The 22,896-nt window shown below is 42.1% G+C and carries 20 protein-coding genes; 7 read left to right on the plus strand and 13 right to left on the minus strand.

Translation table 11 applies throughout. The annotated features are described in order from the left end of the window. Window positions 1–131 precede the first annotated feature (131 nt). A complete protein-coding gene (gene yraA, locus MOB98_RS00250; protein ID WP_268358278.1) occupies window positions 132–641 on the plus strand; it encodes a cysteine protease YraA in 510 nt (169 codons plus the stop codon). 41 nt (window positions 642–682) lie between these two features. Here the strand turns inward: yraA and sacC are convergent, their stop codons facing one another. The 6 genes from sacC to levR all read right to left on the minus strand — a co-directional run bounded on the left by sacC (window position 683) and on the right by levR (window position 8,467). Continuing rightward, on the minus strand, window positions 683–2,716 hold the full coding sequence (sacC, locus tag MOB98_RS00255; RefSeq protein ID WP_268358280.1) for a levanase: 2,034 nt from the start codon (window positions 2,714–2,716) through the stop codon (window positions 683–685). A gap of 152 nt (window positions 2,717–2,868) precedes the next feature. Then, entirely contained in the window at window positions 2,869–3,696 is an 828-nt protein-coding gene (gene levG, locus MOB98_RS00260; protein WP_014114571.1) for a PTS fructose transporter subunit IID, read from the minus strand. A 21-nt stretch (window positions 3,697–3,717) separates the two neighbouring features. Further along, window positions 3,718–4,527 carry a PTS fructose transporter subunit IIC gene (gene levF, locus MOB98_RS00265; protein ID WP_268358282.1) on the minus strand — a complete coding sequence of 270 codons (810 nt, stop codon included), beginning with the start codon at window positions 4,525–4,527 and terminating at the stop codon, window positions 3,718–3,720. Window positions 4,528–4,543: 16 nt separating this feature from the next. After that, window positions 4,544–5,032, minus strand: coding sequence for a PTS fructose transporter subunit IIB (gene levE / locus MOB98_RS00270; RefSeq protein WP_268358283.1), 489 nt, complete (start codon window positions 5,030–5,032; stop codon window positions 4,544–4,546). Then, entirely contained in the window at window positions 5,032–5,472 is a 441-nt protein-coding gene (levD, locus tag MOB98_RS00275) for a PTS fructose transporter subunit IIA (protein ID WP_268358285.1), read from the minus strand. The genes levE and levD overlap by 1 nt, the downstream gene beginning before the upstream one ends. 190 nt (window positions 5,473–5,662) lie before the next feature. Then, window positions 5,663–8,467: a transcriptional regulator LevR gene (gene levR, locus MOB98_RS00280; protein WP_268358286.1), complete on the minus strand. Its 2,805-nt coding sequence runs from the start codon at window positions 8,465–8,467 to the stop codon at window positions 5,663–5,665. Between the two features lie 623 nt (window positions 8,468–9,090). Here levR and MOB98_RS00285 point away from each other — a divergent pair. After that, window positions 9,091–10,479, plus strand: coding sequence for an amino acid permease (locus MOB98_RS00285; RefSeq protein WP_268358288.1), 1,389 nt, complete (start codon window positions 9,091–9,093; stop codon window positions 10,477–10,479). 71 nt (window positions 10,480–10,550) lie between these two features. On the opposite strand, the gene MOB98_RS00290 is transcribed toward MOB98_RS00285, so the two are convergent. Next, a complete protein-coding gene (locus MOB98_RS00290) occupies window positions 10,551–11,183 on the minus strand; it encodes a LysE family transporter (RefSeq protein WP_268358291.1) in 633 nt (210 codons plus the stop codon). Between the two features lie 153 nt (window positions 11,184–11,336). Here MOB98_RS00290 and MOB98_RS00295 point away from each other — a divergent pair, with 153 nt between their 5' ends. From MOB98_RS00295 to MOB98_RS00315, 5 genes are all read left to right on the plus strand, one after another. Next, complete coding sequence (locus tag MOB98_RS00295; RefSeq protein WP_268358292.1) at window positions 11,337–12,164, plus strand: TrmB family transcriptional regulator; 828 nt, start codon at window positions 11,337–11,339, stop codon at window positions 12,162–12,164. Window positions 12,165–12,365: 201 nt separating this feature from the next. Beyond that, complete coding sequence (sigV, locus tag MOB98_RS00300; RefSeq protein WP_268358293.1) at window positions 12,366–12,866, plus strand: RNA polymerase sigma factor SigV; 501 nt, start codon at window positions 12,366–12,368, stop codon at window positions 12,864–12,866. Continuing rightward, window positions 12,866–13,723 carry an anti-sigma-V factor RsiV gene (gene rsiV / locus MOB98_RS00305; RefSeq protein ID WP_268358294.1) on the plus strand — a complete coding sequence of 286 codons (858 nt, stop codon included), beginning with the start codon at window positions 12,866–12,868 and terminating at the stop codon, window positions 13,721–13,723. Before sigV ends, rsiV begins: the two co-directional genes overlap by 1 nt. A 108-nt stretch (window positions 13,724–13,831) precedes the next feature. Continuing rightward, window positions 13,832–15,745, plus strand: coding sequence for an acyltransferase family protein (locus MOB98_RS00310; protein WP_268367079.1), 1,914 nt, complete (start codon window positions 13,832–13,834; stop codon window positions 15,743–15,745). Window positions 15,746–15,891: 146 nt separating this feature from the next. Then, a complete protein-coding gene (locus tag MOB98_RS00315; RefSeq protein ID WP_268358296.1) occupies window positions 15,892–16,179 on the plus strand; it encodes a YrhK family protein in 288 nt (95 codons plus the stop codon). Between the two features lie 271 nt (window positions 16,180–16,450). Here the strand turns inward: MOB98_RS00315 and cypB are convergent, their stop codons facing one another. From cypB to MOB98_RS00345, 6 genes are all read right to left on the minus strand, one after another. Further along, window positions 16,451–19,612 carry a bifunctional cytochrome P450/NADPH--P450 reductase CypB gene (gene cypB, locus MOB98_RS00320; RefSeq protein ID WP_268358297.1) on the minus strand — a complete coding sequence of 1,054 codons (3,162 nt, stop codon included), beginning with the start codon at window positions 19,610–19,612 and terminating at the stop codon, window positions 16,451–16,453. Between the two features lie 15 nt (window positions 19,613–19,627). Then, on the minus strand, window positions 19,628–20,218 hold the full coding sequence (locus tag MOB98_RS00325) for a TetR/AcrR family transcriptional regulator (protein WP_268358298.1): 591 nt from the start codon (window positions 20,216–20,218) through the stop codon (window positions 19,628–19,630). A gap of 223 nt (window positions 20,219–20,441) precedes the next feature. Further along, entirely contained in the window at window positions 20,442–20,984 is a 543-nt protein-coding gene (locus MOB98_RS00330) for a class I SAM-dependent methyltransferase (RefSeq protein WP_268289310.1), read from the minus strand. A gap of 187 nt (window positions 20,985–21,171) precedes the next feature. Continuing rightward, a complete protein-coding gene (locus MOB98_RS00335; protein ID WP_268289309.1) occupies window positions 21,172–21,330 on the minus strand; it encodes a hypothetical protein in 159 nt (52 codons plus the stop codon). A gap of 156 nt (window positions 21,331–21,486) precedes the next feature. Continuing rightward, on the minus strand, window positions 21,487–21,636 hold the full coding sequence (locus MOB98_RS00340) for a YrzI family small protein (protein WP_003237348.1): 150 nt from the start codon (window positions 21,634–21,636) through the stop codon (window positions 21,487–21,489). 389 nt (window positions 21,637–22,025) lie between these two features. Beyond that, window positions 22,026–22,826, minus strand: coding sequence for a formate/nitrite transporter family protein (locus tag MOB98_RS00345; RefSeq protein WP_268358300.1), 801 nt, complete (start codon window positions 22,824–22,826; stop codon window positions 22,026–22,028). Between the last annotated feature and the right edge of the window lie 70 nt (window positions 22,827–22,896).

Consider the following 22,896-nt stretch of genomic DNA (forward strand, 5'->3'; position numbering starts at 1 on the left):
GCGTATGAGAAAGGCAAAATGATTTAGTATTGCTGAAACTCACAAAAACGATCGCCTCAAGCAAATATTTTGAAGGCCGGTTAACCTACCTGTTATTCTATGGCATAGAGAGATTATAGGAGGTTTTTGATATGAGCAAAAAAATCGCAGTTCTCGTTACAGACCAATTCGAAGATATCGAATATACAAGTCCGGTAAAGGCATACGAGGAAGCCGGCTACAGTGTCGTGGCTATCGATTTGGAAGCTGGTAAAGAAGTTACCGGTAAGCATGGAGAGAAAGTAAAGATCGACAAAGCCATCTCTGATGTGGATGCAAGTGAATTTGATGCACTTTTAATTCCTGGAGGATTCTCTCCGGACTTGCTTCGTGCAGATGACCGTCCGGGTGAATTTGCGAAAGCATTTGTCGAAAATGAAAAACCTGTTTTCGCTATTTGCCACGGCCCGCAAGTACTGATTGATACGGATCTTCTGAAAGGCAAAGATATCACAGGCTACCGCAGCATCCGCAAAGATTTAATCAATGCCGGTGCTAACTACAAAGATGCGGAAGTAGTTGTCAGCCACAACATTGTAACAAGCAGAACACCTGATGATTTAGAAGCATTTAACCGCGAATCATTAAATTTGTTGAAATAACGAGAAGGCACAGACTGTTGGGTCTGTGCCTTTTATACAAGTCAAGACTCTTTGTTTACATTCTGAAAGACAGCAGTCGCATCCCACACGTTCAAGCCAAATTGACCTTCTGAGAATGTGGAATCATTCGCATCAATCACAAGATGATCATCTAAATAGATATTAAAATGATCGCCCTCAGCCTGAGTTTTCAGATGATACTTTTTATTCACGTCTATCGGTGTTTTGTATTCGGCAATCACAGAGGCAACACCGTTCTCAAATTTAAAGAATTTCACTAGGTCATGCTTCGCATCCACGTTGGCTAGATAACCATTTTTGGCATCTTTGTCAGAGCGAAACATAAGCGCTCCTGCCCCTCTTCCGTTTCCATCCTTAATGGTGATATCAGATTCATAGGTGAAGTCTGACCCGGATGCTGAAGACAAGATAAACGAATCACCGTCCGACCTCCCTTGTTTCCCCTCAATTGTGTCGGCCCATGTGCCATTTATAGTCGTCCAGCCGGTCAAATTGGACATAAAAGGTGACGTTCCCCATACCTTTTTTAAAGGGTGTATCGTTAAAGATTTTACCTTTACACCGCCATTTGCAGCATATAATTCAAGCCCTTTGCTTGATCGGTCTGGGAGAATGATATCCGTTATGACCTGCTGTCCGTCATTTCCAAATACTTCAACCGAGGAGCGGTCAACAAAAATGCGCATCTTTAGCTTTCCATTTACCGGCTTCAACGGAGCTGATTGGTTTCCTGTGTTAAAGGTTGGATTAAAAGTGACGTTTCCCGACTCACTCCGGTCAACAAATAATTTGGCGTTCTTTCGGTCATAGCCGACTTTTGTGAATTGATTTCTGCCTGTTCGAACCTTAAAACCAAATTCAGCAGCTGAACCAGGGCTTACTTTGAATTCTGCATTTATTTCATAGGCATCTCCAGATAGCCCTGCCAACACATTATGACTTGCGGGCGATATGGCAAGATTCTTCCACTTCTTAGATGTCTCGCGAATGGTTTCCAGCTCTTTTACTGGTGTTTGGACGACTCTAACTCCTTCAGTAAACGCTTTCAATTTTAACTCTCTTGGAATGGACGTTGCACTTCTCCATGGGGATGTTGGAACATCATTCGCATATTGCCAATTGCTCATCCACCCTAACCACAGCCGCCGGCCGTCTGAGGATGGAATATCAGACCAGGATACTGCCGCATAAAAGTCTTTGCCGTAATCCGTCCAGAGAACTTGGTCTGACGGGTTTTCATTTTTAAAATGAGTTCCATCAAAGTCCCCTACAAAATATTGCATGCCTGATCCTCCCGAAACCGCTCCGTTTCCGACACTGACCTGCATCACCCATTTTTTTTGATTCGGATTGCCGTCTACCGGAAGCTCAAACAAATCCGGGCATTCCCATACTCCCCCATGGCTTCCTTGCCCCTGTCCAAATTCACTTGCATACGCCCACTGCTTCAGATTTTTGGACGTATAGATGAGGATTCGGTCACCGGCGGCAAGCACCATCACCCACTTTTTTTCTTTCTCATACCAAAAGACTTTTGGATCGCGAAAATCTTTTTTTCCCGGATTCGGAATGACAGGGTTGCCTGCGTATTTCGTCCACGTTCTTCCTTTGTCATTGCTGTAGGCAATGCTTTGCACTTGATGGCCTTCCCGATCTTGTGTATAAATGGCCACAAGCGGCTTCTCTTTGCCCGTTTGAAAACCGCTTGTGTTATTTTTATCTACAACCGCGCTTCCAGAAAAGATTGTGCCTTTTTCATCCGGATACAACGCAACAGGAAGGTGCTCCCATGTCACCAAATCTTTGCTGACGGCATGCCCCCAATGCATGGGCCCCCACTGAAGCCCGTATGGATGATATTGATAGAACAAGTGATATTCACCGGCATAATAGACCATTCCGTTTGGGTCATTCATCCAGTTTGCCTCCGGTGTGAAGTGATATTGAGGGCGGTAATCCTCATCATAATAGCTTGAATCGGCTGCATCCGCCGGAAATGCCATAGTCAACAGCAGGGTGAACATGATCATGACTTGAATAAATCTGTTTTTCATTTGTTCCTTCACTCCTCTCTTCATGTTAAAACACTTTCAAGAGAGACTGCTGCGCAGTTGATCCGTTTCTGGCAATTCTCTATGTTTCGCTGTTATCCGAATGGTTTATATAGAAAAACTGCTGCAGTTTCTCTCTTCTTCCTTCACACAGCTTATGCTAAGAATCCAGCCCAATACCCAAGAATCCCGATGATAAAGATGCCGCATATAATGAGAAGAGGATTCACCCCTTTGCGCAGCATCCAAGCCACCAATAACGTTAATCCGAGAGGCAGCGCACCCGGCATAATGCTGTCTAACACATTTTGTACGGTTTGAACATCCACTTTTCCGCTTTCATCCTTAATTCTGGACACAACGATTGGAATGTTGATTGTGGTCCATTTTGAAACGAGGGCTCCCATTACAAATAACCCCAGAATCGAAGCGCCCTCTGTCAGCTTTTGAATGCGATTCCCCGCTAAATCCTGAAGAATCTCCATTCCTTTCACATAGCCATACTTTAATCCGTAATATTTTGTGCTTAATCTTATGGCGTTCAGCAAGAAAAAGAAGAGCAAAGGGCCGGCAATGTTTCCTCCTAACGCAAGAGATGCCCCTAACGCAGCTAAGACCGGGCGAATCGTCCCCCAGAAAATCGGGTCGCCTACACCCGCTATCGGGCCCATCAAACCGATTTTCATTCCGCTTATCGCTTTACCATCAATTCCTTTATTGTTCGCCATTTCTTCTTCCATGGCAGCCGTCACGCCAAATATAGGCGCTGTCAGCCACGGGTGTGTATTAAACCATTCCAAGTGCCGCTGCAAGGCTTCGTTCCTTTTTGCTCCGGGACCGTACAATTTTTTGATTGCCGGTATCATGACATAGCAGTATCCCATTGCCTGCACACGTTCGAAGTTAAAAGAGCCGAGCAAAAAATTTGACCGAATAAACATGCTGAAAATTTCTTTTTTTGTTAATCGTTTTTCCTTTTCCATCTTTTCGTCACCCCTCATTGTTTAGGCATCAAGGTCATCATCATCGTCATCATAGACAGCAACATGACCGCCGTCTGAAGCTGCGGCGACTGCTCCGTGGGCATTATGTCTTTGCATCACCTGCTGGTATAAAAGCGCAAGACAGAGACCAAGGGCTCCAAATCCTACTAAGTTGAAATCGGTAAACGCCGCTAATAAGAAACCGATATAGAAAAATGGCTTTAAGTAAGGGATATTCATCATATTGATCACCATGGCATATCCGACAACCACGATAATGCCGCCGCCTATTTGCAGCCCTTTTGTAATGACGTCCGGAATATTGCCCAGGAACGCCTGAACAGCGCTGACACTGATCAATGCAACAATTAATGTCGGTATCATCACGCGCAGTGCTTGAAACACCATCGCAGTAATATGCATAATTTCAATTCCTTTTATATTCCCTTCTTTTGCATAACGATCAGCGCGGTGAATGAAAAAGACAGTAATCGTCCGCACAAAAATGGTCAGCGCCTGACCCGCCGCTGCCAAAGCAACAGCGACGGCAATGCCTTCGCCAATTCCCTGATCTGCGGTAATAACTAAAATGGTTGAGATGACAGAGGCGATCGCTGTATCAGGCGCCATGGCAAGGCCGACGTTCATCCAGCCCAGCGCCATCAGCTCCAATGTGCCTCCTAGAATGATTCCTGTTTTTAAATCCCCGAGCACCAAGCCGACTAGCGTGCAGGCCACAAGCGGACGGTGTGTCTGCCCTTCATCCAATACACTTGCGATGCCGGTGATTGCTGCAATGATTAACAACAAAATAATTTGTAATGAAGACATTTTCTCATCCCCTTGATTATTTTGTTACGTTCCGTAAAATCTGGACAAAATCCTCACTGGCATCTGAAGGCAGCTGCCTCAATTCCAGTTTCACGCCCAGGTCACTTAATGTTTCAAATGCCTTTATATCTTGCTCTGTGACGCTGACTGATTTTGTGATTTGCCTGCGATGATTTTCAAAACGCATTCCCCCGACGTTCACTGTTTTGATCGGCACGCCAGCTTCGATAAGAGATACAATATCAGATGGATTTTCAAACAAGAGCATTGCCGTTACCCCTTCATAGCGCGGACTATGAAACGCTTTTGCCATTTTTGAAACCGAAACGGCACTCGCCTTTACATTTGAAGGCGCAACAGAAAGGATCAGCGTTTTTCTCATTTCGTCCTGTGCAACCTCATCAGAGACTACGATGATTCGGTCTGCCGCATGGACTTTAATCCATCTTGTCAGAATTTGCCCGTGAATAAAGCGATCATCAATTCTTGCTAACACAATGTTCATTACAATTCATCCTCTCTTGTTTCTTGATTGGCTGTTTTTACTTTTTCTAAATGCTCACTGCACACTTGAAAACTTTGCTGGCTCATTGCTTTTAAGTTGTTCAGCAAATCTTTGAGTGTCAGATGTTCTCTCAGGCTTAATACCTCCAGCAGAATCGGCAGGTTTACGCCGGCTGCCATATCCATTCTCTGCCCCTCAGCAATGAAGGAAGCAGCCGCGTTATATGGAGTTCCTCCAAAAATGTCAACTAAGAAAAGCACTTCATTTTCTTCCGGTATGTCTTTGAGAACCTGATGATATTTTTCTTGCAGCGTTTGGATCCCTTCTCCTTTGAAAAACGGCACTGCAATCAGATTATTTTCTTCACCGAATATCATTCCTGAAGACTCTTTTAGTGCTATGGGAAAATCTCCGTGACCGCTGATAATAACTGAAATCATATCCATTGCTCCTTTCCTTGTGTTGTACATTCATTTATAATGCAAGGATCGTGCCAACAAAGCTGTGTTAAGCGTTTTCATTTGAATGTCAGCCAATGACAGTCCGCTGTTGAAACACTTGAGATCAAAAAAATAAACCTGTATTAAAATGGCGTTCCATTTAATACAGGTTCACTTGAAAAAAACGTTTTTAAAACAGCTGGCCATACATTTCTTCAGCGAATATGGCGGCTATAAATAATTTTTCATCATCACTTATGCAGAATCCAAGCTTTTGTTCATATGGGGCCAATGTCCGCTCTGTCACGTTCACCATTTCTTTCAGCTGATCATTGATTTCTTCTTCCTCGAAAGCAATCGGGTTCTGCTTAATCACTCGTTCAAAGGCGAAAGATGTATGCATAATGACTTTGATCAAAACGGCATTATTAAAAATGACCCCGAGCTCATCTTGAACGGTTTGCAGCCACTCTAATAACATGTCAATCATATGGTGGGGGTTCAAGAAGACAAGGTACTTTTTCAAACTATCCTCACAAAGCTCCCTGACAATGATATTTGCTTCGTTTAATCCATTGCTCGGCGGGAAGCTGCCTTGGGTAATCGCCTGTTGAATCAGCTTCTCCCCCTCCCCTTCAATTAACACTTCTAAAGATACATGCGGAGCATTGATTTTAGGGTCTTTCGTTCCCACTGTCGCAAGAATCTCATACTCTTTTTCAATATTTTTTATCCTGTTTGCCAATTTAATCGATGAAACGGTCAATATGTGAATCGGGGTATCTGAGGCCTTGTTGACGATCGTTGTCAAGATGTCTTCCAGTTTTTTGGCCGTTCCGCTGCCTGTCGTGCAGATGGAGACCAACGCCTTCTTTTTGCCGGATGACGCTGGCTGCCGATCCCATAACTGAATAAAATCCTTCGTAACCGATTGATATATCGCATGCAAATTTAAATCTAAATAGTTCACCTTTCTGACAGCATCCAGCACCATTGAAGTCGTAACATTGCTGATTGTTTTGATGGTAATGCCTGTCTTTTCTTCCAGCTTGCTTTCCAGCATCGCAAGTGACCCCATGTCTACCAGCATTAAAACACCTTCGCCTTCGTCAACCTGCTTGATTTTTTCTGTTAAGCATTCGATAATGTCCGAAGGTGAAACAGTAAGCGGCATATCAACTGCTGCAATCGGCGTGCTTCCTAACAGTTCTGTCGCGACTTCAACCATTGAACTCGCCGTTGTGTTACCATGAGCAGCCACGATAATCCCCACTCTTTTGTTCTCTTTTAACGATTTGATGGAATGAATCAGCATCGTTAAGTAGATGACTTCTATTTCTGGAACAGCCACTTTAAAATGTTCCTGAATTTTATCTTTAAAAATCATCGCCACCCGATATTCTTTTACATGGGTCTCACGGATTTCATCAGTCTCCTGTGTATTTAAAACATCAATTTGTTTTCCTCGCTTTAAAAATGCGTCAATATGCATACTCAAGAAATAAATAAATTTACGGTCAAATGGGCAATCCAGCTCATGTTCCGCTATTTCTTTTAACTGTTTTGTCATTTGAATCACGTCATCTTCAACGAATGTCAGCAGGCTGTCCTTTTGAAACGCCTGCTGATGAAAAAAACTTCTGACATGCAAATGAATATCAGTCAAAATGTATTGGTTAATATCCTTTTTGGATAACCCTTCTTTCATGAGGGTTTTCACTTTTTCCTCGATCAAATGATACAAGTTAAAGGAGAGATCTTCATCAATTTTTGTTGTTTCATCTTCTATAATCGGAGAGATGATCGTTGTAATATTGACATATTCAGAAATGGCTTTGCTTCTTTGCATGTTTTTGCTGCTGGACATCCATTCTTGCTTGATTTCATCAGGCAAATCCCGAACAGTCAGTTCGATCACCTCATCCCGATCAAGGTTATGCAAAAATCCATGTGCGCAAACTAATTGGACATTTGATTTCAGCTGTCCCACATTCCCAAATTTTGCAGAGTGAATCAGCGCATTATAGACATCTATGTGCACACTCAAATTTTTTTTAATCCGCTCTGCTTCTTTCCCTAATAAAAACGTCGTCAGATCTACTCTTTCTTTAAGCGATCGTTCTTCAAGCGAAGGAATATGAATGGTCATTGGGATTCTACGCAAAAATGTTTTTAACAAGGCAGAACTTGGATTTTCTGTAGTAGCGCAAATAAACAATACATTCGATGTTCGTTTATGTTCAGATTCTCCCAGCCGGTTGTAAGAGCCGCTGTCAATAAAATAAAACAGCATTTCTTGTCCCTCTGGAGGGAGGCGGTGGATTTCATCCATAAACAGAATGCCCCCATTGGCCTGTTCGACCAAACCAGCCTTATCCTCACCGGCACCTGTAAAGGAACCTTTTTTATGTCCGAATAATTGAGAAAGCAATAGCTGGGGATTGTTGTAGTAATCTGCACAGTTAAATGTAATAAACGGCGCACCCGCCTTCAAAATGTCAGCGTAAATGGCATACTGATAAATCCGGTTCGCAAAAAGGGATTTACCGGAACCTGTCGGGCCAAGGAGGAGCATATGCAGACCGTTCGGCGGATAAAAGACAGCTGCTTTTGCCTGGGAGATTGCTTTCTTCAAACTGCCTTTTGCCCCAATCATAAGTTCTAGAGGATTCGTGGAAATAGGTTGATGATTCTGTTTCGAATCCCCGGAAAACAGCTCCAATCCTTTCACTTCCATCATCTCTGTATCCCATTTCTTGTTGAATAGCCTTTCTGCTATTTCGACTGGAATGTAGCGCACAGGAAACGTTTTAATTTTGATAACCTTTTTGGACCGGACAAGATTGTTCAATTCAAAACTGACATTGGACCGCTCCATTTTCAGCTGCTCAGCTATTTCCTTTGCTGAATTTCCCTGTACTTGTAATAGATGATCTAAGCTGGCGTCATGAAAATTATGCATGAGCTGAAGGTATATTTTATCTATTCTTTTCACGTCTATCATCCTTTGTCCTTAGTAGATAAGCTCTTAACAAGAATATTCTGAATCCTTATGGCGGACAGCCTTGAGAGGATCTATTAAAACAATTCTAAAAAGGTCTCTATAGCAGATTGACAAACTTTCCTTTATGCTTATGTGTTTATTACTTCGAAACATTTTCATCTTATATTAGGATTTTAGATTTGCAGTTCTTCAAGGCAGCATCCTTCAAAAGTAATAATCAGTAAACAGTTTATCATTCCTATGAAAGGTCATGATGGAAAAATCATGAATACCCAAAAATGAATCTTATAGATTAGGACAAATTCCCTAAAATGCATTCTCGCTCGCCCATAACATCCATTGAACACAAAAAATGGCGGACACTCAATGTGTCCGCTATCGTAATTTACAGATAAACAATCAAGATTCAGCAACTGCATTGACAATACGTCGGAGGGTGAGACAATCAGTGACACCATCTCCGTCTGTATCAGCCACCTGATTTTAAGACCTAGCTACGAACAAGTAAATGAATTTTTATTTTTTAAATTTAAAAATTAAACATTGCATTCTTTTAAATGTTATAATATCCGATAAAACTTTATTCATCTTTTTATTATTGGGGGAAAATAAAATTGACAGGCAATTCTAGCAAAGACAATTTTGGACAGCAACAGAAATTGTCTAGAGGCCTTAAAAACAGGCATATACAATTAATGGCGATTGGAGGTGCAATCGGTACAGGTTTATTTTTAGGTTCAGGTAAATCCATCCACTTTGCGGGACCATCCATTTTATTTGCTTACTTGATTACCGGTTTATTTTGCTTTTTCATTATGCGTTCGCTCGGAGAACTGCTCCTTTCAAATACGGGATATCACTCTTTCGTTGATTTTGTAAGGGACTATTTAGGGAACATGGCAGCGTTTATCACGGGCTGGACCTACTGGTTCTGCTGGATTTCTCTCGCGATGGCTGATTTAACGGCTGTTGGGATTTATACGCAGTATTGGCTTCCCGCTGTGCCTCAATGGCTGCCGGGTCTTCTTGCGCTGATCATCCTGTTGATCATGAATCTTGCCACCGTTAAGCTTTTCGGGGAATTGGAATTTTGGTTTGCATTGATTAAGGTCATTGCCATACTGGCTCTTATCGTAACAGGTATTTTCTTGATCGCAAAAGGTTTTTCCGCAGCTTCCGGCTCAGCCAGCCTCACTAATCTTTGGAGCCACGGCGGCATGTTTCCAAATGGATGGCATGGATTTATTCTTTCATTCCAGATGGTCGTCTTTGCTTTTGTGGGCATTGAACTTGTTGGTCTGACAGCAGGTGAAACTGAAAATCCCCAGAAAGTGATCCCTAAAGCCATCAATCAAATCCCTGCACGGATTTTACTCTTTTATGTCGGCGCACTTTTTGTCATTATGTGCATCTATCCTTGGAATGTTTTGAATCCAAATGAAAGTCCATTTGTCCAAGTGTTCTCTGCTGTAGGCATCGTTGCCGCTGCCAGTTTGATCAATTTTGTTGTGTTAACATCAGCTGCATCAGCGGCCAATAGCGCTCTATTCAGCACAAGCCGCATGGTCTATTCTCTCGCAAAGGATCATCACGCACCTGGATTACTGAAGAAACTGACTTCGTCTAACGTTCCAAGCAATGCACTGTTCTTTTCAACCATCGCCATCCTGATTGGCGTTAGCCTGAATTATATAATGCCGGAGCAAGTCTTTACATTGATTACAAGTGTTTCTACAATATGCTTCATTTTCATTTGGGGCATTACGGTGATTTGCCATTTGAAATATCGAAAAACAAGACAGCATGAAGCGAAAGCAAACAAATTTAAAATGCCTTTTTACCCATTATCCAACTACTTAACACTTGCCTTTCTCGCGTTCATTCTTGTCGTATTGGCATTGGCGAATGATACACGTGTTGCTTTGTTTGTCACTCCGGTCTGGTTTGTTTTATTGATTATTTTGTATAAGGTGCAAACCCGCAGAGAACATAAAATGAAATAATATAAAAAAGACAAGGGATACTCACTCCCTTGTCTTTTTTGTGCGGGCCAAACACCCAAAGGCTACGAATATTAACTCAAACCAGTTTTGATGCCGAAACCAACTAATATAATGCCAGTTACTTTTTGAAAAGCTTTCTGGAACTTCGAGTTTTTCATCCATTTTTTTGCATAGTCAATAATATAAACGAGAAAGAGGAACCACAACACTGCTAATAAAGTTAAGATTGAAGCTAAAATAATGAGCTGCTGGTTTATATTTCCCTTCAGATTGATAAATTGGGGCATGATTGTAACATAAACCAAAACAGTTTTAGGATTGAGAATGTTACTAAGAGATCCTTGCATAAAGGACGTTTTATAATAACGTTTTGGAGAATTCACGATGGTGTTTGCCTGGGATTGCATGTCATCTATAGAAAACATGCTTTTCGCAAAAAAACTTTTTACACCTAAATAAATTAAGTATGCTGCTCCCAAATATTTGATCGTTGTGAAAAGAATCACTGACTTTGCAATCACCACCGATAGACCTAAAATGGCTATAACCGTCCAAAAGGAAAGTCCTGTTGCTAACCCTAGAATATTGTAGCGACCGGCCTTCGGGCCATACCTAAGCGTATTTTTCATCACTAGCATCGTATCTGCCCCTGGCATGATAACCATCATGGCAGCGATCGGTATGTATGCGAGTAAGCTGTGCATTGTTCTCTCCCCCTTTAAAAAATTCCCTCGGCATATAGTGACTACGAAAGTAACTACTTATAAAAGTGTATCAATACGTTTGGAATAAATCAATATGGTTTGTTAAAATAGCGATTACAAAGGCAGGCGACTGCTCTTTATATTGGAGGATATATGAAGGAAAATATGTTAGACATTTTAAAGAACCTCAATTTTACCGAATATGAATCGAAAGCATATCTTGCATTATTGCAAGAATCGCCTTTAACAGGCTATGCCGTCGCCAAAAATTCCGGAGTGCCCCGCTCAAAAATTTATGAAGTCTTAGAAAACCTTGTCATAAGAGGAGATGTCTTTGTCAGTCACGGAAATACGCCTCAGTATGTCCCTGTACCCGCTAAAGAACTGATTAAAAACCGACGGCTCAAAGCGGAAGAGCATTTTGACCAAGCTGAGAAATATTTTGAAAAATTCGAGCAGACCGCTAATGACCGGGAAAATATCTGGAATATCACCGGACGCAGTGAAATTCTTGAAAAGGTGAAGGCTTGTATCCTATCCGCAAAAAAAAGAATACTGTTAGAAATATGGAAAGAGGATTATGAAGAAATAGAATCTGAGCTAAGACAGGCGGCAAGCAAGGGGGTCATTGTCACCATTATTGCGTACGGAGACATTGCATCTGATTTTGCCACTGTGTACCTTCATGATATGAGCAGTGAAATTACAGAAGAGTATGATGGGCGGTGGCTTGTCTATAGCGGAGATGATTCAGAAGTAGTAGCAGGTATCGTCTCTCTTGGCAAAGACAGCCGTGCTGCATGGACGATGCATGTAGGTTTGGTTATGCCTATTACCGAAGTAATCATTCACGATCTGTATCTCATGGAAATTCTGAAAAAGCATAGAGGGCTTTTAGAAGAAAGCTTTGGGAAAAATCTCATCCAGCTGCGCCGCAAATTTTCTATCCACTCCGATTTCAAAAAACATTATCTGGAATAGAGCAGCAGTATAAAAACATGGCTTGTTGATACAAGCCATGTTTTTTTATGCATTCCTTTCTGCAACGTTTGCGATCCTCCCTCCTCTTAACAATCCTTTTAAAAAAATGTGATTCTGCGCAAACTATTTTTCAGCCTGCCGCGTCTATCCTAGGCAACAGCTTATGATATACGTATATTTAAAAAGGAGCCCTTTATTGCAATGAAGAAAAAACAAACAACAAAAGCGTTGCTTGTCACATGCATAACTGATCATAAACAAGATTTCTACAGGTTGGCTTTCAGTTATGTGAAAAATCAAGATGACGCATTAGATATTGTTCAGGAATCTATAAAAAAAGCGCTGAGCTCAGTTGAATCGGTCAGAAACCCTGAGACGATAAAAAGCTGGTTTTATAAAATTTTAGTACGGACAGCTATTGATTTTTTACGCAAACAAAAAAAGATAAAAGTGATGGATGACGAAACGATAGAGTTTTTAAGCAAAGGAAAGGAAGACCATTACAAGGATACCGATCTCCATGAAGCGCTTGACGAATTGCCGTACCGCTATAAAACCATTATTATTTTGCGTTTTTTTGAAGACCTCAAATTAGAAGAAATTGCGGAAATCACAGGAGAAAACACGAATACCGTCAAAACGCGCCTCTACAGAGCATTAAAACTGATGCGCATTCAGTTGACGAAGGAGGATCTTTCCTAATGGATAAGAGATTGCAGCAATTAAGAGAAGAATATAAAAATGTTCAGATACCGAAAGAACTTGATATCATTGTTGAAAAAGCCCTTCAGCAAAAACCAAAAAAGAAAAGAATCGTCATGTGGCCGACATCAGCAGCTGTCGCGGCGGCTATTTTATTCACTGCACTTGTCAACATCAACCCAGACGCAGCTCAAGCGATGTCAAGAATCCCTGTCATCGGCAAGATTGTCAAAGCCATCACTTTTATCGAGATCAAAGAAGAGAAAGATCAATCGAGCATTGATGTCAAAACACCTGCACTGTCCGGACTTTCTAATAAAGAGCTTGAAAACAGCATTAACCAGAAATACTTGAAAGAAAGCAAGCAGCTATACAAAGAATTTATACAGGCCACATCCAAAAACAAAAAAGGACATCTCAGTATCTATAGTGATTACGAGACAGTAACAGACACACCAGATTTACTCTCTATCCGGCGTGATATTGAAAAAACACAAGCATCTTCTTACACACAGAGCCGTTATATCACGATTGACAAAGAGAATGATATCTTACTTACATTAAAAAGCTTATTCAAGGATGAGCGCTATATCAACGTGATCAGCCAAAACATCAAAGAACAAATGAAACAGCAAATGAAGGAAGATCCAAATAAAATATATTGGCTCACTGACGATGATGCAGAACCATTTAAACATATTCTTCCTGATCAAACGTTTTATATTACTGAAGACCATAAACTTGTGATTTCTTTTGATGAATATGAAGTTGCCCCCGGCTATATGGGCGTTACTGAGTTTAAAATACCGACCAGCGTCATTTCAAACTTGCTCGTGGGAGAACGTTATGTTCGATAATTTCAAAAACATCCATCTCCTATCATGGATGTTTTCTCTCTTCTCGATTTGACATCGTACTTTGCATCAAAACAACGAGATTATCTGCACACAATTGGAGGAATACCCATGTATCACAAGACACAAAATCACCGATACATCCCTGGACTCGATGGCCTTCGGGCTTTTGCCGTCCTGTCCGTTATCGCTTATCATCTAAACTTCAATTGGGCTAACGGCGGCTTCATTGGAGTTGATCTCTTTTTTGTTTTATCCGGCTATTTAATTACATCCATTCTATTGCCGGCACATGGAAATGATATCAGCCTTGATTTTCGGGACTTTTGGGTGCGCCGTATTCGGCGGCTTCTGCCGGCGGCTTACCTTATGATCTTTTCTGCTGTTATTTGGATTGTATTGTTTGACAGGGAACTATTGCACACGGTTCGAGGAGATGCCATTTCCTCTCTCTTTTATATGAGTAATTGGTGGTTTATCTTTCATAAATTATCATATTTTGATAGTTTCGGTTCCCCGTCGCCGCTCAAAAATCTTTGGTCTCTGGCGATCGAAGAGCAATTTTATATCGTATGGCCAATATTCTTGGTTGTTGGAATGTACATATTCAAAAGCCGTGCCAAATTGGCGGCAGCGGTATCCTTGCTTGCGCTTTGTTCAGCCGTGATGATGAGCATACTATATGAACCTGGCGGAGATCCGAGCCGTGTGTACTACGGCACAGATACTCGTTCGTTTGAACTTCTCATCGGATGCGCCTTGGCTCTGGTATGGCCGATGAAAAGGCTGTCTTCCAACAGGCTGCCAAGCAAACTGAAGCACACTTTGCACGCCACTGAATTTTTGGCGTTTTGCATTTTAGTGTTATGTGTCTATTTCACAGATGAATACGAACCTTTTCTTTACAGAGGCGGAATGCTTTTGATAAGCATGGTTGCCGCCATCCTTATTGCATGTGTTTGCCATCCGAGCAGCTTTTTAGGCAATCTGCTTTCATGGAAGCCGCTCCGTTGGCTTGGAACGAGGTCTTATGGGATTTATCTTTGGCATTATCCTGTTATTGTGTTAAGCACGCCAGTTCAAGAAATCGGAAACCCTGTTTTATGGCATATCGTGCTAAAGGTCATTGTTACATTTATACTCGCTGAGCTTTCCTATCATTTTATTGAGAAGCCTGTACGGACACAGGGATTTAAATCATTTTTCCGCCGTACCTTTATACATAGAATAAGAGAATGGAAAACAACATCAGTCATCAGCAAAATGTCAATTGGCTTTATGATTCTCGCTATTATGGTTTTTGCGGGAGGACTGTCTGGTCTAGCCGGAGAGCAAAAGCACCCTACCAAATGGACGTATAGTTCACAAAAGAATGCTGATGCCAGCCAGGCATCTGACAATAGAAAAAGCACTGCAGCTGACAAAGACAAGGAAGACGCTCCTGATGAAAAGACAACAGAAGCCAAAGAAGCTCAAAAGGAAAACAAAAAGCTCGGAAACGAGTCTACTAAGCATAAAGACATGCAATCTCAACAGGCGAAAGAACCCGCAGACTCTGATAAAGAAGTGTTGGCTATAGGAGATTCCGTCATGCTGGATATTGCCTCATACCTCCGTCAATCCCTTTCAAATGTTACGATTGATGGAAAGGTGGGGAGACAAATGTCTCAAGCCCTGGAACTCACTCAGGATTACAAGTCATTTAATCAGCCGAACAAGGCTGTCATTATTGAGCTGGGTACCAATGGCTACTTTACAAACAGCCAAATCGAACAATTGCTTGAATCTTTCTCAAAAGCTCATATCTACCTTGTCAATACACGGGTTCCCCGCCAATGGGAAAGCAAAGTAAATCAATCTTTGCAGCAACAGGCAAGCGCACACCAAAATGTTACGTTAGTTGACTGGCATACAGAAGCTCTTCAGCATCCGGAATATTTCGCCCCAGATGGCGTACACTTGGTTCCTAAAGGCGCTAAAGCTTTGACTGGTCTTATCGTTCAGGCCATGAAGTCGTTTTTGTAAGAAATAGGCCCTATTTTTAAACATGGGCGTCATAAACATCCATTGAAAGCTGCCTGAAGTCTTTAATCATCTCCTTTTTCAAGGCAAACCCGATGTTTACATGTCGTTTACGTAAGGGTAAGCCAAAATAGAATGGAGGGATGATAGTGGCAGTGAACGAAGAACATGATATCAAAAGAGAACTCAATCGATACGAGCTTTTTTTCAAAAAACGATATAAAATTCTTTATACAGTCAATGATTTTATCATTGGTGCTTTGTTTCTTGTCGGAAGCTTTTTCTTTTTTTATGACCAGTTAATGTCGGCAGGGATATGGCTGTTTGCGATTGGGAGCTTGCTGCTGCTAATCAGGCCGACGATTCGTTTGATTCATGACTTTCATTACAGAAAACATGTGGAACACCAGTTTAAACATCGATCTTCAGCCGATTAATCCTTAGGCTTATGGCCTTTAGGGATTGAATATTTGTTATCGAAAACAACTGACAAGAAAAGCACAATATACAAAAACAATACTTTTTGACTATTTATTTTAAAAAATAAGGCAAAAAACCTAAACTTTTGTCCCTGTATGACGATATTAATCATAAGGCCGGCGCGATACTCCCTATAACATCCTTTTCAGTAGATTTCATTATCGTGCCGGTTTTCTCGCATGCAAAGCTATCCCGCCTATCTCATTGATGGCGGGATTTTATTTTTTATTACATTCCTGACCAAACGTCTTTAACATAGCGTTTTTGTTCTTGCAGCTTCTGCAGCCATGCGGCTGATTCTTCCTGATTTGCTCCTTTTTCAGTTTCATACGCCCGTCGCAAAGTATTCTCTACATCAGGAGCCATTCGCGATCCATCACCGCATATGTAAATGTGGGCCCCTTTTTCAATGAGGGTCATCAGCTTCTGTGCATCTTGTTTAAGCAAATGCTGAACATATTCTTTTTGTTCGGTTTCAACACGTGAATAGCATCGGCGGATTGTGACCAAGCCTTCCTGTTCCGCTTGATCCAGCTCTTCTCTATAAAGATCATCATGATCGGGGCACCGGCAGCCGAAGTATAAAAGAGCTTCACCAAGCGTGCTTCCTTCCTTCTTCAAAACAGATCTTGCCTGAATAAAGCCCCTGAATGGCGCAATTCCTGTACCCGGACCGACCATAATCAGAGGCGTTTCCGGGTCATACGGCATCTGGAACCCGGATTGCGGCGTTCGGATGAAACAGGCTGCTGCATCCCCGGTTTTCAGCTCTGCTAAGTAATTTGAAGCGACTCCCCGGTACTCTCCTCGCCCGCTCCAGGCCGAGGCTTTGATAACGCCTACTGTCATGCTCACGATATGGGCATAGACTTTCGGTGAGCTTGAAATGGAATAATATCTCGGTTTTAAAGATGGCAAAAGTTCTAAAAACCGCTCAAACGGCATTTCGCAGGCAGGATAATCCTCTAAAAGATCAAGCATAGTGAGACGCTTTGCCAATACCTGTTCTTTATAAATGCCATCATCGGAAACGAGCTGTTCCAGCTCTTTTTGATGCGGCGGACAGACTGTATAAGAAGCCAGTTCCCGAAGCTGAAGCCTTGAAGCCGGTTCCTGCAGCTCCACATAGGAAGACAACAAATCTCCCACTCTGATCGGCCGATTCATCGGCAGATGAGCCATATGAGCGCTTCCGCTTATTTTTATCACATGATTGGACTGAAAACCGAATCGGGTGAGAACCCGCTGAACAAGCTCCCGGCTGTTTTTCGGCAGTATTCCAATATGATCGCCTTCTTTATATGTTTTGTCATCAGGAAGCTGCAATTCAATATGTCGGGTGGAACGCGGACTATCAGCTGCCTGGAGCTCCCGGTTCTCCAGGACAATCCCTTCAAACGCGCCATAGGCCTTGGCAAGCGGCGTTTCCGTCGCCTCACTGAGAAAAGTAATTGATAATGAAGGCTTATCTTCTTTTTCTGATATTTCGTTTATATCAAATGCTTCCATCGTTTCCTTCCAGAAGCGGTTTTCCCAAGACTCGCGATGGCTTTCAAAATCATCAGCGGCATCACCTTCCCCAATCGGTGTTAAACGTGATGCCCCTTTCGCTTGCATCATGTTATCTATAAGGCGTGGAATCCGCTGATACGTTGATGCCCAGCTTCGGTTTCCGCAGCCGAATACCGCATAGGAGACACCTTTCAATCGGCCTTCCTCAAGCTCTTCCAGCCACTCTATAAAGCCGGCAGCATTATCAGGCGGCGCCCCATTATAAGAAGCCGTAACGATGACGACAGCACCTTGTTCAGGAAGCTTGCCAATGTAATCATCAAGCGGGGCTGTTTCGGCTGTAAAGCCCAGCTGGCGGCCGTAAGCAGCCAGTTCTCCGGCTATTCCTTCCGCTGTCCCAAGGTTTGAGCCGTAAAGAACAAGTAAAGGTGTACCGTGTTTAGGTTTTGTTTCTTTTGGCTTCGTTTCCGTTTTGATGTCAGCCTGTTCTTTTCTCTGTACACTCATTGCCGCTGTTTTCCGCGGTTTCACAGTAATTTTAAAATCATCCGGCTTGATCGTTAATGCTTCTTTGATTTTCAGTTCGTATCCAGTATGGTTGATCAAATCAAAATGCTTTAATACAAGACCGAGAACCATTGTCGCCTCTTGGAGAGCAAACTGCATGCCGATACAAGCACGCTGCCCGTTTCCAAACGGCTTATACGCATGGTGAGGAATACTCGAAGGATCTTCAAACCGTTCCGGGCGAAAATCTTCTGCATCCTCCCCCCAAGCGTTTTGATCCCGGTGCAGTTTTGGAATCAAAACAGTGACAGGCTGCCCTTTGCTTATCGGATATTCCCCGCCTAGAACAGTATCTTCCTTGGCATAGAGAGAAAAGGCCGGAGCTGTTGGATACAGCCTGAGTGTTTCATTTAAAACCATCCGAATGTATTTCAGCTGCTGGATTTGTTTATATTCCGGCGTGTCTGTTAACACACGATCCGCTTCTTCTTGCGCTTTTTTCAGTTTTTCAGGATGTGCAAGCAGACAGTAAATCGCAAAGGAAAGCAAACCGCTTGTTGTTTCATGCCCGGCAATTAAAAATGTGATAATTTGGTATCGAATGTTTTCATCATCAAGCGTTTCACCCGTTACAGGATCTTTTGCATAAAGCATGAGCGATAAAAGATCTTTAATGTCTTCATCCGGATTGGCTTTTCGCTCCGCTATCATTCTATCGACAAGGTCGTTCATGACATCTATATCCTTTTGAAATTGCAGCTTTGTTTTCACCATCACCTTATCTTGCAGGCCCAGTCTTTTCGATTGATTCATCGCCTCTTTTAAGGCACGGAGCATACTGGTGATAAACGGGTGCTGAGAGTCACGGTAAAAACTGTTAAAGCGATAGTTAAACCCGCATAGCCCGATCGTATCAAGCGTCAAACGGGTCATGTCGTCCGCCACATCAATTTCTTCATTGGGATTAAGCCGGCTCCATTTTTGAATCAGCTGGGTTGCAATATCGAGCATCATCGAATGATAGCCTTTCATCGCTTTTTGACTGAAACTCGGCAGTAAAATGCGGTGTGCTTTTTGCCAGTTCGGTTCGTGGGTCCAGCTTGTAAATAAACCGTCTCCGCCGAACTCACGCACCTTTAGCAAGCCTTTGCCAAGGTTTTTGTCAAAGCGTCTTTCGTCACACACTTCAGCCACGAGATTGTGGCCGGATACAAAAACACTGGACACCCCTGGAAAATCGAAACGGAAAATCGGCCCCAATTCATCAGCTATCCTCCACAAGGATTGAGAAAGCTGTTCTTTTTCCAGGTGCGGAAGATTTTTTAAAGGTCCGTATGTTTTCGGCTGAGGTATTGCGCTTGCCTGTTTCATTGACATCTTCCTTTCTTATTTTTGTGAAGTAAATGAATGAAGCCTAATGGCGTCCCAGCAGCATTGTTCTAATTCAGTAACTAAATCAGTATTCATCTCTATCTCACCCGTTTGGACGAGCTGATAGATCTTGAGAAATGCCCCTAACACAATGGCAATTAACACATTAGAGGGCAGGCTGCGAATCACACCTTCCGCCTTTCCCTTGCTAAAATAGTCATCAAACATGCGAGTCAAATTTTCTATCATTTTTTTGCTTGTATTATTTAAGTAATGAGCGTCTTTTTTCATTTCAAGAAAAAAAAGCGCATAGTCGCTCTCCTTCGTAAATTGAACAAGACAGCAAAATACGTGGCGAAAGCCTTCTCTGACAGGCAATTCCGAAAAATCCTGCTTCACCTTTTCCGTGAAACGCTGGATGCTTTCTTGAAACAATACGTTAACGAGCGTTTCTTTGCTGTCAAAATAGCGATAAATCGTGCCTGTCCCCACATGGGCTCGTTCAGCTATCATAGGGATAGTCGTAGCGTCAAATCCCCTTTCCGTAAATAGGGAGACCGACGCTTTCATAATCATGTCGTATTTACTGCTGGATGAGGATAGCATGTAATGTTAAAACCTCCGATTCGTTGCGGAATGAATATTCATTCCTTTTGTTCATAAAAAACGATTCCGATCTGTTTGGAACCACCTCTTTACCTTTGTTTATGGTATTAGTTTATATGATAAAAACTTTTTTTAATATAAAGTATATGCAAAAAATAAAAAATTAAGAAAATATACCCAAATCCCCAAATAAGGATTTGGATATATTTCCCGAGAAATTTTTTTATTTAACAGCTACAATGCAAAGACAGGTATCACGCCTGATGACGGAAAGATCCCTGAAATACTGATCTTTGAGCAGTTGAATATACGTTTTCTCCTTTTCACCGGTATTGGCATCAATGCTGATGTAAAACCGGCCGTCAATTTGAAGCACCCGGTAAATTTCTCTTAATGCAAGCCTTATATCAGTGCAGCTCTGTACCGTATGTAAGGAGAACACTTTATTAAAGGTACGGTCATCAAAGGGAATGTTTTCAGGGTAGCCATGAAAAATCTCTCCTTTTCCCATGTTCTTTTGATTCGCCCGTGATATCTGTCTTACTTTTCGTTTTGATGGGTCAATGCTTTTTAAGCTTCCCTTTTCTAGTTTCTCGGTTATGGTCTTAAAGACAGTGCCCTTTCCGATTCCAATTTCTAAAATTCTGTCATTTTCTTGTATGTCTATAGAGTCAATCATCATATGCTCAATGGTTTTTGTTTGCTTATATTTCCGAGAAAATAATTTCAAAAGATTCGATCGTTTATAGAGTCTATTTTCTAGCATTTTAAACACCTGCTTTTGGTTTCCTATGCTTATTTATTATATTCATAAAATAAACATCACCTTCATTTTAAAAGGTGAATGAAGATATCAACTAGACGGCAATGTGTTTCAAAATGTTTCAATAGAACTGAACTTTTTCATTTTTTTCCGCAAAAGAAGCAGAAAACAAAGTGTTTTCTGCCTCTTTCTAATGCCAATGATAAGGGAATACATAAACCCTTTGCTGCTGCATGGCCATCAACCTCTGCTGACGGAACGGATTTCCGTAACCGTGTTTGAAGGAATGCGGCATGGACGCATAACCGTGGCCAATCGACGGCAGCCTTTTTTGATAATCGTTCATCATGCCATCACCTGCCTTACCGTAACGTTGATTTATCATATGCAGGCAGGCATTTTCTTGACAGTTGCTTCGCTAAACTTGGTCCTTCTCCATTGTATAATGCATCAATAATTCCATTCTAAGCATATGCCATTCCCCCTTCAGTTTTTTTTATAGCTGTTAGCGCCAGTTTGTTAAATAAAGATGCTTTAACTGAGACTCTTTCATTTCATCATAAATCTGCTCAATCTGCTGTTCTCGTTCGAATTCTTCCGGGCTTTTAAACCGTTTGTTAATCGTTAACGTTAAAAAGAACAGGTTAATCGTCATATCGCTCACCCCCTTTCAAAGTCCGCTTCAAGCGAAATAACCCGCGGCATTATTCCTTCTGCCGCGGGCAAATAAAAACCGCAGGCAAAAAAAGACACCAATGCCTCTACTGCCTGCGGGGAGTTGCGTATGTCCGACTATTCCGAATTTAATGCGTGCGATAAGCATCGGTTAAGGAAGGACACGAACTCTTCCACAGGCTGAATAAACCATGAACTTTTACTTGTGTATCACGTACAGGTTGACGTCGTTGTCTCATTGTCATTTTGATTCAGCCTCCTTTGCTTTTTCTTACTTTGTAAGTATATCCACCAAATTCCATTTTGTAAACATCTTTTTCTAAAAATGGACGGAAATTATGCAAATCACCGAGTGGATTTGCCCTTTGTTCAGGATACCTGCTTCATTTCATTTCTGGAGCTGTCTTTCTTATGATATGCAATAAAATAAATGAGACCGACGAACACCGCTCCGCCGATGACATTGCCGATAAAAGCCGGAATGATGTTTCCGATAAACTGTCCCCACGTGAATGAGCCTGCAAAAATGGCAGCGGGAATCACAAACATATTGGCGACAACGTGCTGAAATCCGATTGCCACAAAAGCCATTATTGGGAACCAAATGCCAAGAATTTTTCCTGCTCCATCTTGAGCGCCGAAAGAAAGCCAAACGGCAAGACATACAAGCCAGTTACAGCCGATGCCGGAAACGAGAACCTTTCCGAAGCTCATATCGAGCTTTCCTTGCGCAACCGCGATTGTTTTTTCTAAATAAGGGCCTGTTTCAGTCAATCCAACCAAATGCCCGAAAAAATAGGCAACAAACAATGCGCCGATTAAATTCATAATCGTGACGATTCCCCAGTTAACCGCCAATTCTTTTACTGATATTTTTCTCGAAAATAAAGCCATGGCAACGGACATCATATTTCCGGTGATCAGTTCAGCACCAGCGAGAACGACAAGTATCAAACCGACAGGAAATACTGCAGCCCCAATAAAGCCGGACAAGCTTCCCCATTCTTTCGGAAGGTCGCCGATTACCCTGATATCAAGCAAGTACCCGAGCGCGATAAATGCGCCTCCTAAAAACCCCAGCACAAGCAGAGACGGCAGCGGGAGCTTTACTTTATTCATCCCTGCTTCAATTGCTGCATCCGCTATTTCATTCGGTTTCCGAAAAGCCATACTAAAACGCCTCCATCATCTCTTCTTTTTACAGTTTTTGTCAGAAGACAATAAAAAGGCAGCACTCAAT

This window comes from Bacillus sp. N13C7 (genome assembly GCF_026790065.1).
Lineage (GTDB): Bacteria > Bacillota > Bacilli > Bacillales > Bacillaceae > Bacillus.

What these genes read in the sequence shown, in the direction of transcription:
- yraA (WP_268358278.1), top strand. Translation starts at nt 132, where the DNA reads ATGAGCAAAAAAATCGCAGTTCTCGTTACAGACCAATTCGAAGATATC.
- sacC (WP_268358280.1), bottom strand. Translation starts at nt 2,716, where the DNA reads ATGAAAAACAGATTTATTCAAGTCATGATCATGTTCACCCTGCTGTTG.
- levG (WP_014114571.1), bottom strand. Translation starts at nt 3,696, where the DNA reads ATGGAAAAGGAAAAACGATTAACAAAAAAAGAAATTTTCAGCATGTTT.
- levF (WP_268358282.1), bottom strand. Translation starts at nt 4,527, where the DNA reads ATGTCTTCATTACAAATTATTTTGTTGTTAATCATTGCAGCAATCACC.
- levE (WP_268358283.1), bottom strand. Translation starts at nt 5,032, where the DNA reads ATGAACATTGTGTTAGCAAGAATTGATGATCGCTTTATTCACGGGCAA.
- levD (WP_268358285.1), bottom strand. Translation starts at nt 5,472, where the DNA reads ATGATTTCAGTTATTATCAGCGGTCACGGAGATTTTCCCATAGCACTA.
- MOB98_RS00290 (WP_268358291.1), bottom strand. Translation starts at nt 11,183, where the DNA reads ATGCACAGCTTACTCGCATACATACCGATCGCTGCCATGATGGTTATC.
- MOB98_RS00295 (WP_268358292.1), top strand. Translation starts at nt 11,337, where the DNA reads ATGAAGGAAAATATGTTAGACATTTTAAAGAACCTCAATTTTACCGAA.
- sigV (WP_268358293.1), top strand. Translation starts at nt 12,366, where the DNA reads ATGAAGAAAAAACAAACAACAAAAGCGTTGCTTGTCACATGCATAACT.
- rsiV (WP_268358294.1), top strand. Translation starts at nt 12,866, where the DNA reads ATGGATAAGAGATTGCAGCAATTAAGAGAAGAATATAAAAATGTTCAG.
- MOB98_RS00310 (WP_268367079.1), top strand. Translation starts at nt 13,832, where the DNA reads ATGTATCACAAGACACAAAATCACCGATACATCCCTGGACTCGATGGC.
- cypB (WP_268358297.1), bottom strand. Translation starts at nt 19,612, where the DNA reads ATGAAACAGGCAAGCGCAATACCTCAGCCGAAAACATACGGACCTTTA.
- MOB98_RS00325 (WP_268358298.1), bottom strand. Translation starts at nt 20,218, where the DNA reads ATGCTATCCTCATCCAGCAGTAAATACGACATGATTATGAAAGCGTCG.
- MOB98_RS00330 (WP_268289310.1), bottom strand. Translation starts at nt 20,984, where the DNA reads ATGCTAGAAAATAGACTCTATAAACGATCGAATCTTTTGAAATTATTT.
- MOB98_RS00335 (WP_268289309.1), bottom strand. Translation starts at nt 21,330, where the DNA reads ATGATGAACGATTATCAAAAAAGGCTGCCGTCGATTGGCCACGGTTAT.
- MOB98_RS00340 (WP_003237348.1), bottom strand. Translation starts at nt 21,636, where the DNA reads ATGACGATTAACCTGTTCTTTTTAACGTTAACGATTAACAAACGGTTT.
- MOB98_RS00345 (WP_268358300.1), bottom strand. Translation starts at nt 22,826, where the DNA reads ATGGCTTTTCGGAAACCGAATGAAATAGCGGATGCAGCAATTGAAGCA.